14 protein-coding genes and 5 tRNA genes are annotated in these 15,675 nt (G+C 62.7%); 4 read left to right on the plus strand and 15 right to left on the minus strand.

Annotation, left to right across the window (positions count from 1 at the left end; all coding sequences use genetic code 11):
- Window positions 1–23: 23 nt before the first annotated feature.
- Together P0D80_RS07920 and P0D80_RS07925 are read right to left on the minus strand one after the other, a co-directional pair.
- Complete coding sequence (locus tag P0D80_RS07920) at window positions 24–458, minus strand: universal stress protein (RefSeq protein ID WP_132373900.1); 435 nt, start codon at window positions 456–458, stop codon at window positions 24–26.
- Between the two features lie 208 nt (window positions 459–666).
- Window positions 667–1,569 carry a LysR family transcriptional regulator gene (locus tag P0D80_RS07925; protein WP_106279585.1) on the minus strand — a complete coding sequence of 301 codons (903 nt, stop codon included), beginning with the start codon at window positions 1,567–1,569 and terminating at the stop codon, window positions 667–669.
- A 151-nt stretch (window positions 1,570–1,720) separates the two neighbouring features.
- Between P0D80_RS07925 and P0D80_RS07930 the strand changes: the two genes are divergently transcribed.
- The gene (locus tag P0D80_RS07930) at window positions 1,721–2,536 is read left to right on the plus strand and encodes a haloacid dehalogenase type II (RefSeq protein ID WP_408282652.1); all 816 of its coding nucleotides are present in this window, start codon (window positions 1,721–1,723) and stop codon (window positions 2,534–2,536) included.
- Between the two features lie 93 nt (window positions 2,537–2,629).
- Entirely contained in the window at window positions 2,630–4,240 is a 1,611-nt protein-coding gene (gene aceB / locus P0D80_RS07935) for a malate synthase A (RefSeq protein WP_408282655.1), read from the plus strand.
- Window positions 4,241–4,448: 208 nt separating this feature from the next.
- Here the strand turns inward: aceB and P0D80_RS07940 are convergent, their stop codons facing one another.
- The gene (locus P0D80_RS07940) at window positions 4,449–4,850 is read right to left on the minus strand and encodes a gamma-glutamylcyclotransferase family protein (protein ID WP_132373897.1); all 402 of its coding nucleotides are present in this window, start codon (window positions 4,848–4,850) and stop codon (window positions 4,449–4,451) included.
- Between the two features lie 78 nt (window positions 4,851–4,928).
- Entirely contained in the window at window positions 4,929–5,423 is a 495-nt protein-coding gene (gene rraA, locus P0D80_RS07945) for a ribonuclease E activity regulator RraA (RefSeq protein ID WP_408282657.1), read from the minus strand.
- Between the two features lie 173 nt (window positions 5,424–5,596).
- On the opposite strand from rraA, the gene P0D80_RS07950 reads away from it, so the two are divergent.
- Window positions 5,597–6,496, plus strand: coding sequence for an AraC family transcriptional regulator (locus P0D80_RS07950; RefSeq protein ID WP_408282658.1), 900 nt, complete (start codon window positions 5,597–5,599; stop codon window positions 6,494–6,496).
- Window positions 6,497–6,670: 174 nt separating this feature from the next.
- Here P0D80_RS07950 and P0D80_RS07955 read toward each other — a convergent pair whose 3' ends face one another.
- The 7 genes from P0D80_RS07955 to gltX form a co-directional block, all read right to left on the minus strand.
- Complete coding sequence (locus tag P0D80_RS07955; protein WP_012433487.1) at window positions 6,671–7,135, minus strand: GNAT family N-acetyltransferase; 465 nt, start codon at window positions 7,133–7,135, stop codon at window positions 6,671–6,673.
- A gap of 142 nt (window positions 7,136–7,277) precedes the next feature.
- Window positions 7,278–7,354, minus strand: a tRNA-Asp gene (locus P0D80_RS07960).
- Between the two features lie 81 nt (window positions 7,355–7,435).
- Window positions 7,436–7,511 (minus strand) — tRNA-Glu (locus tag P0D80_RS07965).
- Window positions 7,512–7,572: 61 nt separating this feature from the next.
- Window positions 7,573–7,649 (minus strand) — tRNA-Asp (locus P0D80_RS07970).
- A gap of 104 nt (window positions 7,650–7,753) precedes the next feature.
- Window positions 7,754–7,829: transfer RNA gene (locus P0D80_RS07975), tRNA-Glu, on the minus strand.
- Between the two features lie 155 nt (window positions 7,830–7,984).
- Window positions 7,985–8,060 (minus strand) — tRNA-Ala (locus P0D80_RS07980).
- Window positions 8,061–8,182: 122 nt separating this feature from the next.
- Complete coding sequence (gene gltX, locus P0D80_RS07985) at window positions 8,183–9,592, minus strand: glutamate--tRNA ligase (protein ID WP_408175920.1); 1,410 nt, start codon at window positions 9,590–9,592, stop codon at window positions 8,183–8,185.
- A 408-nt stretch (window positions 9,593–10,000) separates the two neighbouring features.
- Between gltX and P0D80_RS07990 the strand changes: the two genes are divergently transcribed.
- Entirely contained in the window at window positions 10,001–10,948 is a 948-nt protein-coding gene (locus P0D80_RS07990; protein WP_408175918.1) for a patatin-like phospholipase family protein, read from the plus strand.
- Between the two features lie 130 nt (window positions 10,949–11,078).
- Here the strand turns inward: P0D80_RS07990 and P0D80_RS07995 are convergent, their stop codons facing one another.
- The 4 genes from P0D80_RS07995 to P0D80_RS08010 form a co-directional block, all read right to left on the minus strand.
- On the minus strand, window positions 11,079–11,744 hold the full coding sequence (locus P0D80_RS07995; protein WP_408175917.1) for a C40 family peptidase: 666 nt from the start codon (window positions 11,742–11,744) through the stop codon (window positions 11,079–11,081).
- A 137-nt stretch (window positions 11,745–11,881) separates the two neighbouring features.
- On the minus strand, window positions 11,882–13,516 hold the full coding sequence (locus P0D80_RS08000) for an ABC transporter ATP-binding protein (protein WP_408175916.1): 1,635 nt from the start codon (window positions 13,514–13,516) through the stop codon (window positions 11,882–11,884).
- Window positions 13,513–14,619: an ABC transporter permease gene (locus P0D80_RS08005; protein ID WP_408282663.1), complete on the minus strand. Its 1,107-nt coding sequence runs from the start codon at window positions 14,617–14,619 to the stop codon at window positions 13,513–13,515. The genes P0D80_RS08000 and P0D80_RS08005 overlap by 4 nt, the downstream gene beginning before the upstream one ends.
- Window positions 14,619–15,656 carry a microcin C ABC transporter permease YejB gene (locus P0D80_RS08010; protein ID WP_132373889.1) on the minus strand — a complete coding sequence of 346 codons (1,038 nt, stop codon included), beginning with the start codon at window positions 15,654–15,656 and terminating at the stop codon, window positions 14,619–14,621. The genes P0D80_RS08005 and P0D80_RS08010 overlap by 1 nt, the downstream gene beginning before the upstream one ends.
- Between the last annotated feature and the right edge of the window lie 19 nt (window positions 15,657–15,675).

A 15,675-nucleotide genomic window follows, 5' to 3' on the forward strand; every position in this document is an offset into this window, starting at 1 on the left:
TTTGTGGCCCGTGATTCGACGATTCAGCGATACACGATCACCGGAATCTTCGTATGCGTGAGCACCCGCTGCGTTTCGCTGCCGATCAGCAGGCTCCCCAGACCGCGGCGGCCATGCGAGGCCATGAAGATCACGTCGCAGCCGCCCTGCTCCGCCGCTTCGATGATGCCGAGATACGGCGCCGGGTGCACGCTGGTCCGGCTGTCGACCGTGACACCGACACGGCGTCCCGCCATCTCCACCTCGCGCAGATGCACGCGCGCTTCGCGCTCGCTGCGCTGCAGGAATTCGGAGGGCGGTTCGACCACCACGTCGGAGAACGGCGAGTATGGATATTGCGGCAGGCACGCGTAGGCGGTCACGTGTGCATTGACGGCTTGCGCGAGATCGATGGCGCCGTCGATTGCCTTGCGAGACAGATCTGAACCGTCGGTCGGAACCAGGATGTGTCTGAACATGATGTCCTCCGTCGCCGGCTGCGCGCAGCGCGGCCTCAGCGTCCAACGAGGCTCGGCTGACAAGCCGCTTCAATCGATTGTAGGTCGCGGAATTGAGCGTATGAATCTGTTGAGGGTCTGTCCGCATATGGGAAACCCGTTGTTCGCGGCGGCGGCGCAACCGCCGGGCAAGGCCGCGCGGTGCCGGTGGGCGTCAGCACCCGCCGTTTTAGCCCCAGTAGTCAGGGTGCCCATACGTATGCTTGAGAAAGTCCAGAAACAGCCGCACCCGCAACGGCAAATGGCGGCGCTGCGGAAACACCGCATGAATGCCGATGGGCGGCGCGGCGAATTCGTCGAGCACGCTGACGAGCCGCCCGGCCGCGATGTCCGTGCCGACTTCCCACCACGAGCGCCACGCGAGACCGTAGCCCTCGAGACACCATTCGTGCAGCACGGCGCCGTCCGAGCATTCCATCGTGCCGGACACCTTGATCGACACGACCTTGTCGCCCTGCTGGAACATCCAGCCGCGTTGCTGATTGGCGCTCGCGCCGAGCGCGAGACAGTTGTGATGTGCCAGATCGGCGAGGCTGTGCGGCGCGCCGCGCCGGCTCAGATACGACGGCGAGGCCACGCACACACGGCGGTTTTCGCCGAGCTTGAGCGACACCAGCGACGAATCCGGCAACTCGCCGAGCCGCACCGCGCAATCGAAGCCCTCGTTGACCAGGTCGACGAGTCGGTCGGACAGGTCGAGCGTGATCGACACGTCCGGATGCGCGACCGTGAACGCCGGCACCAGCGGCGCGACGTGGCGCCGCCCGAAGCCCGCCGGCGCGGACAGCCGCAAATGGCCGCTCGCCTTGACGCCGCCCGCCGAGACGCTCGCTTCGGCGTTCTGCATCTCGTGAATGATGCGCTGGCAGTCTTCGAGAAAGGCCGAGCCTTCGAAGGTCAGCGTGATCTTACGCGTGGTGCGCACCAGCAATTTGACGCCGAGGCGCTCTTCGAGCGCGTCGATGCGGCGGCCGATGATGGCCGGCGCGACGCCTTCGGCCGAAGCCGCGGCAGACAGGCTGCCTTTGGCCGCGACGGTCACGAAAGTCTCGATCTGCTTGAAACGGTCCATGAGCGATGGGAACCGCACTTGGGCGGGAAAGTGGTCGGTGCGCGCCAGATTAGGTGGATGAAAGTAAAAGATCAAGTGATGTTTAGCCTCTTTTTTAGCATATAGCATCACTAATACAATTCGTCCTGACCTCTGATAGGAGCGCACGGCAATGTCGGCCACAACGACACTCTTCCCAAAAGCAGTGATTTTCGACGCCTACGGCACGCTTTTCGACGTGCATTCGGTGATCGCTGCCGCGGAGCAGATGTTCCCCGGCCACGGCGACGCGCTCTCGCAGTTGTGGCGGCAAAAACAGATCGAATACACGCAGTTGCGCACGCTCGCCGATCCGGCAGCCGCACCCGGTGCGCACTACCGGCCGTTCTGGGACATCACACTCGACGCCTTGCGTTTCGCCGCGAAAAAACTTCAGCTCACGCTGGGTCGCACGGCCGAAAAGCGTCTGATGGACGAATACGCGTGCCTGTCCGCGTTCCCCGATGCCGTGCCCGCGCTGCGCCATTTGCGCGACGTAACGCCGAATTCAGCAGCGCCTGCGGGCGGCGAATCCGCCGCGCGTCCGCTTCTCGCGATTCTCTCTAACGGCAATCCGCAAATGCTCGACATCGCCGTGAAGAGCGCCGGCATGACGCGCCTGTTCGACCACGTTCTATCTGTCGACGCCGTGCGCGCCTACAAGCCCTCGCCCGCCGCTTACGCGCTCGGCACGCAAGCCTTCGACGCGCTGCCGCGCGAGATCGTCTTCGTGTCGTCGAACGGTTGGGACGTGGCGGGCGCGACGTGGTTCGGCTTCACCACTTTCTGGCTCAACCGGCAAAACGCCCCAGCCGAAGAACTGGGCGTCACGCCGAATGGCGCGGGCGGAGGCATGTCCGATCTGCTCGCTTTTCTGAAGACCCGCGCGTCGCCCGGCCGCAGCAGCGGCACCGGCGGCAGCCGCGCGCGCCACAGCCCTGGCGCATGACGGCTACCACTGGATAACGCGACGCACATCGACCGCAATTCAACCGCATCTCAACATTTGCATCTTTGCAATCCGACCGACCAAGGAGAAAACATGGCGAACCCGCAGTCATCGCATTCATCATTGCAACTGCCGCAGGGCATGGAAATCACGGCTGAAATCAAGTCGGGCTATGACGCGATTCTCACGCGCGAAGCGCTCGAACTCGTCGCCGCGCTGCATCGTACGTTCGAGCCGCGCCGTCAGCAGTTGTTGCAAGCGCGTGTGGAACGCACGAAGCGCCTCGACGCAGGTGAACGCCCCGACTTCCTCGCCGAAACGAAAAGCGTGCGTGAAGGCGACTGGAAAATCGCGCCGCTGCCACAGGACCTGCAATGCCGCCGCGTGGAGATCACCGGTCCGGTCGAACGCAAGATGATCATCAACGCGCTGAATTCGGGCGCGGATTCGTACATGACCGACTTCGAAGATTCGAATGCGCCGAGCTGGGACAACCAGATCACCGGCCATATCAATCTGAAGGACGCGGTGCGCCGCACGATTTCGCTGGAACAGAATGGCAAGTCGTACACGCTGAACGACAAGGTCGCCACGTTGATCGTGCGTCCGCGCGGCTGGCATCTGGACGAGAAGCACGTGAAGGTGGACGGCAAGCGCGTGTCGGGCGGCATCTTCGACTTCGCGCTCTTCATGGTGCACAACGCGAAGGAACTGATCGCGCGCGGCTCGGGCCCGTACTTCTATCTGCCGAAGATGGAGAGCCATCTCGAAGCGCGTCTGTGGAACGACATCTTCGTCGCCGCGCAGGAAGCGGTCGGCGTGCCGCGCGGCACGATTCGCGCGACGGTGTTGATCGAAACAATCGTCGCCGCCTTTGAAATGGACGAGATCCTGTACGAGTTGCGTGAACACAGCTCGGGTCTGAACGCCGGGCGTTGGGACTACATCTTCTCGGCGATCAAGAAGTTCAAGGCCGACCGCGACTTCTGCCTGGCCGACCGCTCGCAGATCACGATGACGTCGCCGTTCATGCGCGCCTACGCGCTGCTATTGCTGCAGACCTGTCATCGCCGCAATGCGCCGGCGATCGGCGGTATGAGCGCGCTGATTCCGATCAAGAACGATCCGGCCGCAAACGAAAAGGCGATGGGCGGCGTGCGCTCGGACAAGGCGCGCGATGCCGGCGACGGCTATGACGGCGGCTGGGTCGCGCATCCGGGCCTCGTGCCGATCGCAATGGAAGAGTTCGTCAAGGTGCTCGGCGACAAGCCGAACCAGATCGGCAAGGAGCGCGACGACGTGCTCGTCACGGCCACCGACCTGACGGACTTCCGTCCGGAAGCGCCGATCACCGAAGGCGGTCTGCGCAACAACATCAACGTCGGCATCCACTACCTGGGCGCGTGGCTCGCGGGCAATGGCTGCGTGCCGATTCACAACCTGATGGAAGACGCCGCCACCGCGGAAATCTCCCGCTCGCAGGTGTGGCAATGGATTCGCTCGCCGAAGGGCAAGCTCGAAGACGGCCGCAAGGTGACGGCCGAGCTGGTGCGCGAGTTGTCGGTGCAGGAACTCGACAAGGTGAAGCAAGCCGTGGGCGGCGATACCAAGCCGTATGAGCGCGCCGCGCAGATCTTCGAAGAGATGTCGACGTCGGAGCAGTTCACCGACTTCCTCACGCTGCCGCTGTACGAGGAAATCTGAGGCCAACGTCAGGCCTCATGGATGCGTCGGGGGCATTCATTCAGATGCGCTCCGATGCGTTGATAACGGACGACGCAGTAGCAAGCCTGCTTTAGCGTGTCACCTCTAGCGCGAAAGCGGCTTGAGTCGCAAGGCTGACCGACCGGACGGCCCGACAGGCGTATGCTTGCCGGGCCGTTTTTTTTGCGCGCGTGAGGTAGCGCGTTTGTTAGCGCGTGCGGCGGTACTCGGTCCAGTCGCCCGATTTGATTTCAGGCAAGCCCTTCACTGCATTCGGCGCAACCGGATAAAAGCGGCAGTTCACGACATCGCCGTCGACTTTCACCATCACTTCGCGCGCGAGGAAACGATCCTCGACGCCCGGATAGACCGCCTCGATTTCGTCGAGCACGGCAACGAGTTCGTCGTCGATCTCGTAGACGTCGCCGACTACGTCGACGCCCGCTTCGTCGATCACGAGGCCCGGATACGAGCCGAAATCGAACAGATGGCCACGGACCGTGGCCGTGCCGAGCCGATTTGGCGCGGCGATCTCGTTGCGCGCCGCGGCTTCGCTGATGTCGTTCACTTCACCGGCACGCAGCGTGCCGTATACAAAGACGGTCTGCATCGTCGTTTGCTCTCCTTGAATGGGGGTTTGGGTGGCTTCTGTTTCTGGCTCTGTTCGAACGTAAGTGCCGGCCGCGGTTCAGTCGAGCGCCGCGCTCGCCACGAGCACGCCGTCGATATCCGCGTAGATCCATTCGCCGGGACGCACCAGCGCGCCGGGCAATTGCACCGCTACGCCGCGCTCGCCGGCGCCGAGCTTCTGGCCGCGCCTTGGACAGGTTGCCAAAGCCGCGACGCCGACGTTGACCTCATTGAGCTCCAGCGTATCGCACACGCAGCCGTTCAGGACGATGCCCGCCCAGCCGTTCTGTTCCGCGATCTGCGCAAGGTTGCCGCCCACCAGCGCGCAACGCAGGCTGCCGCCGCCGTCGATCACCAGCACGCGGCCCGCGCCCTTCTCCTCGAGCGTGACCCGCACGAGTGCGTTGTCCTCGAAGACCTTCACTGTCACCGCTTCACCGCTGAAACACTCAGCGCGGCTGAACAGGTGAAAGACCGGCTCGAGCACGCGCAACGTGCCGAGCGCCAGTTGATCCTCGTGCGCGTCGCACAAGTCCGCGGTAGCAAAACTCATGGCGTTCTCCTCGGGTCCGGGCAATCAGGACATTATGCAACGCCCGGTTCCTTGCAACACCTACAATGAGGATCCCGCAGCGGTTTGCCGTAGCGGGTTTTGCCTTGCGGTGCTTTCGGATGACTTTCGAGGTCCGCGCTTGCCGCGGTCCGTTATCGGGATCGATCTTCACCATGACTTCATCCGCCGACTCAAACCCGTCGAGCCTCGTGCGCTTCGCCGATATTCCGTTCGAGTTCCAGCCGAACGAAACGCATCCGATCCGCGTACGCTCGCGGCAGATGCCCTCGGGCTGGCGCATCGCGCGTCACACGCATGCGTGGGCGCAGGTGGCCTATGCGTCGCGCGGTGTGCTGCGGGTGGCGACGACCGGCACGACGTGGATGGTGCCGCCGTCGCGGGCAATCTGGGTGCCGCCGCATGTGACGCACGAAGTGGTCGCCGTCGAAGACGCATTCCTGCGTACGCTCTACATCACCGAAAGCACGGTGCCGGCCGGACTCGATACGCCGCGCGTGGTCGAAGTCTCGGATCTGCTGCGCGAAGTGATTGCCGCGCTCGACACACCGGGTATCTCGGCTACGCGTGAGCAGTTGCTCGGCGCGCTCGCACTCGACGAACTGACTCGCTCGGAACCGCTGCCGCTCTCCGTGCCGATGCCGAATGAAAAGCGTCTGCGCGCGCTGTGCGAAGCGGTGATCGCGGACCCGACGCATGGCGAGTCGCTCGAACAATGGGCGTCCGGTGTCGGCGCGAGCACGCGCACCATTGCGCGGCTGTTTCGTCAGGAGCTGGGGGTGAGTTTTTCGCAATGGCGCCAGCAGGCGATTCTGGCGCGCGCGATTCCGCTATTGAGCCAAGGACGGCCGCTGTCGCATGTCGCGTTGGAACTGGGCTATCAGAGTCAAAGCGCGTTTTCCGCGATGTTCCGGCGTGCCTTCGGCGAGAGTCCGCGCGCGTTTATCGAGCGTGGCTCTGAACATCGGGTGGGGCATGGGGAGCATGGCGACACAGAGGTGGACGACGAGACCGCGCGAGATCGCGCGGATGCAGAGAGCGATGCCGGACGCTGACTGAGTGCTTGAAATCCCGGGTGCCAAACGTGCGCTTTGACGCAGCGCCTAGCTGGGTGCCTGGTTGCGCGCCGCTAACCCTGCGTGTCGATCCCCTGCGCGTCAACCTGACGCCACAAAGCCGGCGCGCCAAACGTCCGCGCTCAGGCCCCGCGTGTCAAGAACACCGCCGCCTCAAACCCGTCGCGCCAGATGACGGATCGCGCCAAGTTGCGCAAGGCGCGGCCCGGCCAGCTTATAACCTTTGCGCTGATAAAGCCGCGCGGCGGGATTGTCGACGAACACGCGCAGTTGCAACTCGCGCAGGCCACGCTCGCGTGCCCATTGATGCGAAACATCGAGCAGATACGTGCCGGCGCCGAGCCGGCGATGGCCTTCCGCAATCTGCACGTCGCGGATATGCAGCGAGTCGCCCTCTTGCGTGATGCGCAACACGCCGATGGGTGTGCCGTCCATTTCGAGAATGAAATTCTCCGACTCGCGCCAGCTACCTAGAAACAGATCACCGCGCCAGACAAGATGGTGGCGACGGTAGTAACCGCCCATGTTGTTGCGAGTCAGCGCCTCGGCGAACTCGAAATCGTCCATGCTGGCTTTGCGCAGATGAAACGGTAACGGAGCTTCGGTGGGATCGAACATGGCGGGGCGACATGGAAGAGTCGGGTCAACGGTAAAACAGGCCGCGCGCGCTGGCAATGGCTGTTTTTCCCGAGCATACCCAGGCGCGCGGGACAGCGGAATAAAAAAAGCCCACTTCTTACGAAGTGGGCTTTCTCAAATCTGGCGGAGCGGACGGGACTCGAACCCGCGACCCCCGGCGTGACAGGCCGGTATTCTAACCAACTGAACTACCGCTCCAGATTTTCTGCACCGCGGCTCACGAGACTGGCTCATTTACCGCTGCACCGCTCAACTTCCAACCGAACGACGCCGATGTGCTGGCGTCCCCTAGGGGATTCGAACCCCTGTACTCACCGTGAAAGGGTGATGTCCTAGGCCTCTAGACGAAGGGGACAACGTACTGCTTACACCTTTAATGAAAAAGCCCGTTCAAGTTTGGATGAACGGGCTTTGTCTGGCGGAGTGGACGGGACTCGAACCCGCGACCCCCGGCGTGACAGGCCGGTATTCTAACCGACTGAACTACCACTCCAGTCTTTACACCCTGGCTTGCGAGCGTCGGTTATTTCTCTGCAAGCTGCGCTGCTTTACTGCTACTCGAAGCATGACTTCGAACACTAAAGCGACGCTGATGTTTGGCGTCCCCTAGGGGATTCGAACCCCTGTACTCACCGTGAAAGGGTGATGTCCTAGGCCTCTAGACGAAGGGGACATAATCTTTTCAGATCTGTCTTTATCTTGCTGCTAACTCACGCTAACTTTCACTTCGTCAGCAGCAAAGACCGATATTCTAGCTACGTTACAACTGTTTGTGAAGTCTTTTTTGCTACAAGTTCCAGACTTCGGAACAACTTCACTCTGCTCTGATGGTGGAGGTAAGCGGGATCGAACCGCTGACCTCTTGCATGCCATGCAAGCGCTCTCCCAGCTGAGCTATACCCCCCTTGCAGAACAGAAACGAGATTTTAGAGGCCAATTTGCGCTTTGTAAATACCCTTTGAGCAATTGCATGCGACTTTTTTCACAAGTCGCATGCAAACCCTCTCAAGGCTCGCGCGAACGCGCTCAAGCCAGCGCTTTTTCGATCCGGCCGACGACAACATCACGCCCGAACAGCATCAACACGCTGTCGATCGACGGCGTATGCGTGGTGCCCGCCACCAGCAGACGCACCGGCATCGCCAGTTGCGGCATCTTCAGCTTGTGTGCGCCGAGCGTCGCCTTCAATGCGGCCGCGATTGCTTCCTTGGTCCACTCCACGGTTTTCAGCGCGGCGGCCAGATCGGCGAGCGCCGGACGCACCACGTCGGTCACGTGCTGCGCGAGGGACTCGGCATCCGGCGCCGGCGTGCGATAGAACATCGCAGCGTTCTCGGCGATCTCCTTCACCGTCGATGCGCGGTCCTTCAGCAAGCCCACCACGGCCGCCAGATCGGCGCCCTGGGCAAGCGCGGCCTCGTCGATACCCAGTTCGGCGAAGAACGGCTTGGCCAGCCCGGCGAGGCGCTCGTTATCCGCTTCCTTGATGTAGTGCGCGTTCAGCCAGTTCAGCTTGTCGTGGTCGTATTGCGCCGGCGACTTGCCCAGATGCTCCAGATCGAACCACTCGACGAACTGTTCGCGCGAGAAGATTTCCGCGTCGCCATGCGACCAGCCGAGGCGCGCCAGATAGTTGACCACGGCTTCCGGCAGGAAACCGGCGTCGCGATAACCCATCACGCTCATCGCGCCGTGGCGCTTGCTCATCTTCTCGCCCTGCTCGTTCAGCACGGTCGGCAAGTGCGCGTAGACCGGCGGCTCGCCGCCGAGCGCGCGCAGAATGTTGATCTGCCGCGGCGTGTTGTTGACGTGATCGTCGCCGCGAATCACGTGCGTGATGCGCATGTCCAGATCGTCGACCACCACGCAGAAGTTGTAGGTCGGCGTGCCGTCCGGACGCGCGATCACGAGGTCGTCGAGCTCTTCGTTCGAGATCTCGATACGGCCTTTCACGGCGTCGTCCCATGCCACCACGCCGGTGAGCGGGTTACGGAAGCGCAGCACCGGCTGCACGCCGGCCGGCGGTTCCGGCAGAACCTTGCCCGGCTCCGGACGCCACGTGCCGTCGTAGCGCGGCTTTTCGCCGGCTTCGCGCTGACGCTCGCGCAGCGCGTCGAGTTCTTCCGTCGACATGTAGCACGGGTACACCAGCCCCGCGTCCTGCATCTGCTTGAGCACTTCGCGGTAACGGTCCATGCGCTGCATCTGGTAGAACGGGCCTTCGTCGAAATCGAGCCCGAGCCACGCCATGCCTTCGATAATGGCGTCGACCGATTCGCTGGTGGAACGCTCGACGTCGGTGTCCTCGATCCGCAGCACGAAGGTCCCTTTCATCTTGCGCGCGAACGCCCACGGATAAAGCGCGGAGCGAATGTTGCCGAGGTGGATGAAGCCGGTGGGACTCGGTGCGAAACGGGTACGAACGGAGGTGGTCATTAGCGGTTACTCGGAAGACAGGCGCCGGCGCCTGCGGGCAGACAATCGCCCATGAAGCGCGGCAGCGGAGCGCGCCCATTCGGCAAAACAGCGCCGTGCATGGGCACGAAGGAATTAAATGCGAGAGGCGAATTATACCTTCGAGAAGCGTCTTACCTGCCCTCGTCCGAACGGCCAGGCGCGGCGTGCATACCGCGCCGCATAGCGTCCGAGGGCTTCCTCTGCAACGTTTCATTACCGCGCCGCCGCGCGCGCGAAGCTTTGCTTTATGATGTGCGCGCGCTGCGGCCGGAGATAGATCCACGGCGCATGGTATCGCCGCCGGCGATGCCGTCCGTCTGACTATCCGCCTGATCGCGGCCACCGGCGACGCCGACTGCGTTGCCCGCGCCGTTGCTGGAGAACTCGTTGAAGCCCTCATCGCCTAGCCTCGCCCGCCGCAACTTTTCACTGGCCGCCGCCTCCGCGGTGCTGGCCGCCTGCACCACGACCGGAGGCAAGGCCGATAGCACGCCCGTCGCCACCACGCCCGTTACGGCCACGCCGCCGCTCGACAAACCGCAACGGCCGCTGCGCGTCGCGCTTGCGCTAGGCGGCGGCGCTGCGCGCGGCTTCGCGCACATCGGCGTGATCAAGGGGCTCGAGGCACGCAATATCCAGATCGATCTGGTGGCCGGCACCAGCGCCGGCTCGGTGGTGGGCGCGCTGTACGCGTCGGGCATGAACGGCTTCGCGCTGAACAAGCTCGCCCTGACCATGGACGAAGCGTCGATCAGCGACTGGGCCATGCCGTTTCGCACGCGCGGCTTTCTGCAAGGCGTCGCGCTGCAGAACTACCTGAACACGACGCTCAACAACCGCCCGATCGAGAAACTGGCCAAGCCGCTCGGGGTGGTCGCCACCGACCTCAGAACCGGCCAGCCGATCCTGTTCCAGCGCGGCAACACCGGCATTGCGGTGCGCGCGTCGTGCAGCGTGCCGTCGATTTTCGAGCCCGTGAAGATCGGTGGCCACGAGTATGTGGACGGTGGCCTGGTGAGCCCGGTGCCGGCGTCGTTCGCGCGCAAGATGGGCGCGGATTTCGTGATCGCGGTGGATATCTCGCAGCGGCCGGAAAGCGGCCTGACGGCCAGTTCGTTCGACGTGCTGATGCAGACCTTCACGATCATGGGCCAGACGATCAAGGCTTATGAACTCGACAAGTACGCGGACGTCGTGATCCGGCCGAATCTGGCCGCCATGAGCGGCAGCGATTTCTCGCAGCGCAACGCGGCGATTCTGGCGGGCGAAGAAGCGGTGGCGAAGATGATGCCGGAGTTGCAACGCAAGCTGGCGGCGAGCCGCGCTGCGGCGTAAGCGGACCCGAAGCTGACCTGAAGCTGACCTGAAGCGGTCCTTGGAACGGCCGCATCGGCCGGTCAAACGCAAAAAAGCCTGCTTCGTTCGAAGCAGGCTTTTTTATGCCGCGAACCGCCGGCGCAATCTCTTACTGATTGCCGCCGATGGTCGCATTGACGCGCTTGCGCAAATCCTCGCCGTCCTGATACGACGCCTCGATCCGGCGCGCGCCGGTAAAGCGCTTTTCCCAGTAGCCGTCATCCATGTCGTCGACACGGATCGTGCTGCCCGTGGAGGGCGAATGCACGAACTTGTTGTCGCCGATATAGATGCCGACGTGCGAGAACGTGCGGCGCATGGTGTTGAAGAACACCAGATCGCCCGGCTTCAGGTCGCTGACGCGAACCTTTTCGCCGACGCGGCTCATTTCCTCGGCGCGGCGCGGCAACGCCATACCGAGCGTGTCCTGGAACACGTAGCGGACGAAGCCGCTGCAATCGAGCCCCGAATCCGGGGTGTTGCCACCCCAACGGTAGCGCACGCCGATCATGTTCAGGGCGCCGACGACCACGTCGCCCGCCTTGCCGGCCATGCCGGAGAGGAACGATTTGGCGCTGCTGTCGCTAGGGGGAGCGACGGCTTGCGAATTGGGAGCGGACAAAGAATTCGACCCGCTGAGGGTCGAATATGAGGCATTCTGATTGAAACTGCTTACTTCGTCGGCGAACGCGCCGGGAGCTGCTGCCATCAAGACGCCAATGAACATCCCGGCGACGACGCGCGTGCAAGCCTGGGTTAGGTTTCTGTGCCGCATTGGTCGGTATTTTTTGCCTAAAAATCAGGGGTCTACGGAAAAAAGTTTGGTCGATACTAGCCAGTAAGTATTCACATGTCAAAACAAATAGAAAAATACAATCGAGACCCGCACCCAATTGGTGAAAAAGCGGTAAATCAATGGTCCAGCGCGGCTTTCAGCAGCTTTCGAGTGTAGGGGTGGGCGGGTGTCGCAAAAATCTCCTCAACCTCGCCGCTTTCGACGATCGAACCGTTTTGCATGACCGCGACACGATGCGCCATTGCCCCGATTACCGCTAAGTCGTGGCTAATAAAAACGAAGCCAAGGTTGTACTTCTGTTGCAACCCGGCGAGCAGTTTCAGCACCTGCTGTTGAATGGAAACATCGAGCGCGCTGGTCGGTTCGTCGAGGATCAGGATGCGCGGTTCCAGCACCAGCGCGCGCGCAATCGCGATCCGCTGACGCTGCCCGCCGGAGAATTCGTGCGGATAGCGTTGCAGCACCGTGCGATCGAGGCCGACTTCGCGCAGCACTGAGATCACCTTCTCCCGGCGCGCTTGCGGCGTCATAGTCGGCCGGTGCAACGCGAGCCCTTCGCCGACAATCCGTTCGATGGTCTGGCGCGGCGAAAGCGAACTGAACGGATCCTGGAAGACAACCTGCATGTTCGAGCGCAAGGCGGTCTGTTCGGCGCCGCGATAACTGCCGAGCGCCCTGCCCTGAAACTCGATCTCGCCGTGCACGGTGCGTTGCAGGCCGAGCAAGGCCATCGCCAGCGTCGATTTGCCCGAACCCGATTCGCCGACGATCCCGAGCGTCTCGCCTTGGCGCACCGACACGTTCGCGTCCGCAACGGCGCGAAACCGTCCCGAGCGAAACCACCCGCTGAAACCCGGCAGCTTCGTTTTGAAATCGACCGAAATCCCGCGCGCCTCGAGCAGCACGGGCGAAATCGGCAAAACCGGCACGACCGTGCGTTCCGGGCGGCTCGCCAGCAGGCGTTGCGTGTACGGATGCTGCGGCGACGCGAACACCTGCTCGACCGGCCCGCTCTCCACCAGAACGCCCTTCTCCATCACCGCGATGCGTTGCGCGAAGTGGCGCACCAGATTCAGGTCGTGCGTGATCAGCAACACGGCCATGCCGCGTTTTTCCGCCTCGTCGCGTTGCAACTCCAGCAGCAGTTCGACGATCTGCGCGCGGATCGTCACGTCGAGCGCCGTGGTCGGCTCGTCGGCCAGCAGAAGACGCGGACGGCACGCCAGCGCCATCGCGATCATCGCGCGCTGGCGCTGGCCACCCGACAGCTGATGCGGATAGCTGTTCACGCGCTTGCCCGGCTCGGCGATGCCGGTGCGTCCCAGGAGCACCACGGCGCGCTTGCGCGCCTCGTTCGCCGTCACGCCGTCATGCACGACGATGGTTTCCGCAATCTGATCGCCGACCGTGTAGAGCGGATTGAGCGCGGTCATCGGCTCCTGAAAAATCATCGCGATGTCCGAGCCGCGCAAGCCGCGCATCTCGCGCTCGGTTTTGCCGAGCAGGTCTTCGCCGTCGAAACGGATCGACCCGCTCACTTGCGCGTCGCTCAACAGACGCAGGATCGACAGCGCGGTCACGCTCTTGCCCGAACCCGATTCGCCGACCAGCGCCACCCGTTCGCCGCGCTGGATCGCGAGCGTGACGTCGCTCACCGCGACCGTATCGCCGAAACGCACATGCAGATGGTCCAGTTCGAGCAGCGGCTGCGTCGTGGCCGGTGACGCGTTGCTTTGCAAGTTCGCGCTCATTGATTGCCTCCGGCGCGCATCGCATCGGAGATACGGGTGTCGAGTGCATTGCGCAGCGCGTCGCCCATGAAAGTCAGCAGCAACAGCATCGCCACCAGAACGCCGAAGGTGGACAGCGAAATCCACCACGCGTCGAGATTCGCCTTGCCTTGCGCGAGCAACTCACCGAGGCTCGGCGTCGGCGACGGCACGCCCAAGCCGAGAAAGTCGAGGCTCGTCAGCGCGAGAATCGCGCCGCTCATGCGAAACGGCAGGAACGTGATCACCGGCGTGAGACTATTGGGCAGCACATGCCGCCACATGATCTGCCAGTTCGACAGCCCCATTGCGCGCGCCGCGCGCACATAATCCTGCTGGCGATTGCGCAGGAACTCCGCGCGCACGTAATCGGACAAGCCGATCCAGCCGAACAGCGAGAGCAGCACGATCAGCAGAATGAAGCCCGGCTCGAAGATCGACGAAAAGATGATCAGCAGGTAAAGCTCCGGCATGGCGCTCCAGATTTCGATCAAACGCTGCCCGATGATATCGGTACGTCCTCCGAAATAACCTTGCACGGCGCCCGCCGCGATTCCGAGTATCGTACCGATCAGCGTCAGCACCAGCCCGAATTCCACCGATACGCGGAAGCCGTAGAGCAGACGCGCGAACAGATCGCGGCCGCGGTCGTCGGTGCCGAGCCAGTTCTCGCGCGACGGCGGCGCCGGGTTCGGCGCCTTCGAAAAGTAATTCAGCGTGTCGTAGTAATAGTGATTCGGCGGATACACGGCGAAATTGCCCAGCGCATCGAAACGATGCTTGATATACGGATCGAGATAATCGGCCGGCGTCGGGAAATCGCCGCCGAAGGTGGTCTCGGCGTAGGTCTTGAACATCGGGAAATACAGGCTGCCGTCGTAGCGCACCACGAGCGGTTTGTCGTTCGACCACAACGGCCCGGCCAGACTCGCCGCGAATGCCACGACGAACACGATCAGGCTCCAGTAGCCCAGACGCTGCTGGCGAAAACGCTGCCACACACGGCGCGCGGGCGAAGGCGAGACGAACGCGCGCGCTGGTTCGGTGCGCGCCGACGCATCGGCGGAAAGACGGGCTCGATTCATCAGCGCTCCAGTTGTTCGAATTGGATGCGGGGATCGACCCACACGTAGCAAAGATCGGAGATCAGCTTGGTCGCCAGCCCGATCAGCGTGAACAGATACAGCGTGCCGAGCACGACCGGATAATCGCGCCGCACAACCGATTCGTACGACAGCAGCCCGAGGCCATCAAGCGAAAACAGCGTCTCGATCAGCAGACTGCCGGTAAAGAACGCGCCGATAAACGCGGCCGGAAAACCGACGATCAGCGGCAACAGCGCATTGCGGAACACGTGCTTCCACAGCACGCGCTTTTCGGACAACCCTTTGGCGCGCGCGGTGAGCACGTATTGCTTGCGGATCTCATCGAGAAAAGCGTTTTTCGTCAACATGGTGACGACCGCGAAACTGCCCACGACCGAGGCCGTGATCGGCAACGCGATATGCCACAGATAGTCGAGAATCTTGCCTACGACACTTAGTTGCGCCCAGTTGTCCGAAGTGAGATTGCGCAGCGGGAACAGTTGCAGGAACGTACCGCCGCCGAACAGCACGAGCAGCAAAACACCCAGCACGAAGCCCGGAATCGCGTAGCCGACCAGCACCACGAGGCTCGTCGCGACATCGAAGCGCGAACCGTTGCGTATCGCCTTTGCAATGCCGAGCGGCACCGATATCAGATACGTCAGAAAGAACGTCCATAAGCCGATGCTGATCGATACCGGCAGCTTCGAGACGATCAGCGACCACACGCTTTGATGGCGGAAGTAGCTCTGACCGAGATCGAACGTCGAGAAGCGCTTGAGCATCAGCACGTAGCGTTCGAGCGGCGGTTTGTCGAAGCCGTATAGCGCTTTGAGTTGCGCGATCTGCTGCGCGTCGACGCCGGTATGCGCGCGCAGACCGAACGGCGCGCCGTTCTCGGCGCCTTTGCGCAACTCGTGCTGCATCTGCTCGACCGGGCCACCGGGAACGAACTGGATCACAGCGAAGGTCAGCGTCAGCACGCCGAGCAAAGTCGGGATCATCAGCAGCAGGCGTTTGAGGATGTAGCTCCACATGGCGGCGTTTCCGAATGAA

The organism is Paraburkholderia sp. RL17-373-BIF-A (genome assembly GCF_046030175.1).
Lineage (GTDB): Bacteria > Pseudomonadota > Gammaproteobacteria > Burkholderiales > Burkholderiaceae > Paraburkholderia.

Coding starts and splice junctions, on each gene's coding strand:
- P0D80_RS08000 (WP_408175916.1), bottom strand. CDS start 13,516: ATGAGCGCGAACTTGCAAAGCAACGCGTCACCGGCCACGACGCAGCCG.
- P0D80_RS07950 (WP_408282658.1), top strand. CDS start 5,597: ATGACTTCATCCGCCGACTCAAACCCGTCGAGCCTCGTGCGCTTCGCC.
- P0D80_RS08005 (WP_408282663.1), bottom strand. CDS start 14,619: ATGAATCGAGCCCGTCTTTCCGCCGATGCGTCGGCGCGCACCGAACCA.
- P0D80_RS08010 (WP_132373889.1), bottom strand. CDS start 15,656: ATGTGGAGCTACATCCTCAAACGCCTGCTGCTGATGATCCCGACTTTG.
- P0D80_RS07995 (WP_408175917.1), bottom strand. CDS start 11,744: ATGCGGCACAGAAACCTAACCCAGGCTTGCACGCGCGTCGTCGCCGGG.
- P0D80_RS07920 (WP_132373900.1), bottom strand. CDS start 458: ATGTTCAGACACATCCTGGTTCCGACCGACGGTTCAGATCTGTCTCGC.
- P0D80_RS07955 (WP_012433487.1), bottom strand. CDS start 7,135: ATGTTCGATCCCACCGAAGCTCCGTTACCGTTTCATCTGCGCAAAGCC.
- gltX (WP_408175920.1), bottom strand. CDS start 9,592: ATGACCACCTCCGTTCGTACCCGTTTCGCACCGAGTCCCACCGGCTTC.
- P0D80_RS07940 (WP_132373897.1), bottom strand. CDS start 4,850: ATGCAGACCGTCTTTGTATACGGCACGCTGCGTGCCGGTGAAGTGAAC.
- P0D80_RS07930 (WP_408282652.1), top strand. CDS start 1,721: ATGTCGGCCACAACGACACTCTTCCCAAAAGCAGTGATTTTCGACGCC.
- P0D80_RS07925 (WP_106279585.1), bottom strand. CDS start 1,569: ATGGACCGTTTCAAGCAGATCGAGACTTTCGTGACCGTCGCGGCCAAA.
- aceB (WP_408282655.1), top strand. CDS start 2,630: ATGGCGAACCCGCAGTCATCGCATTCATCATTGCAACTGCCGCAGGGC.
- rraA (WP_408282657.1), bottom strand. CDS start 5,423: ATGAGTTTTGCTACCGCGGACTTGTGCGACGCGCACGAGGATCAACTG.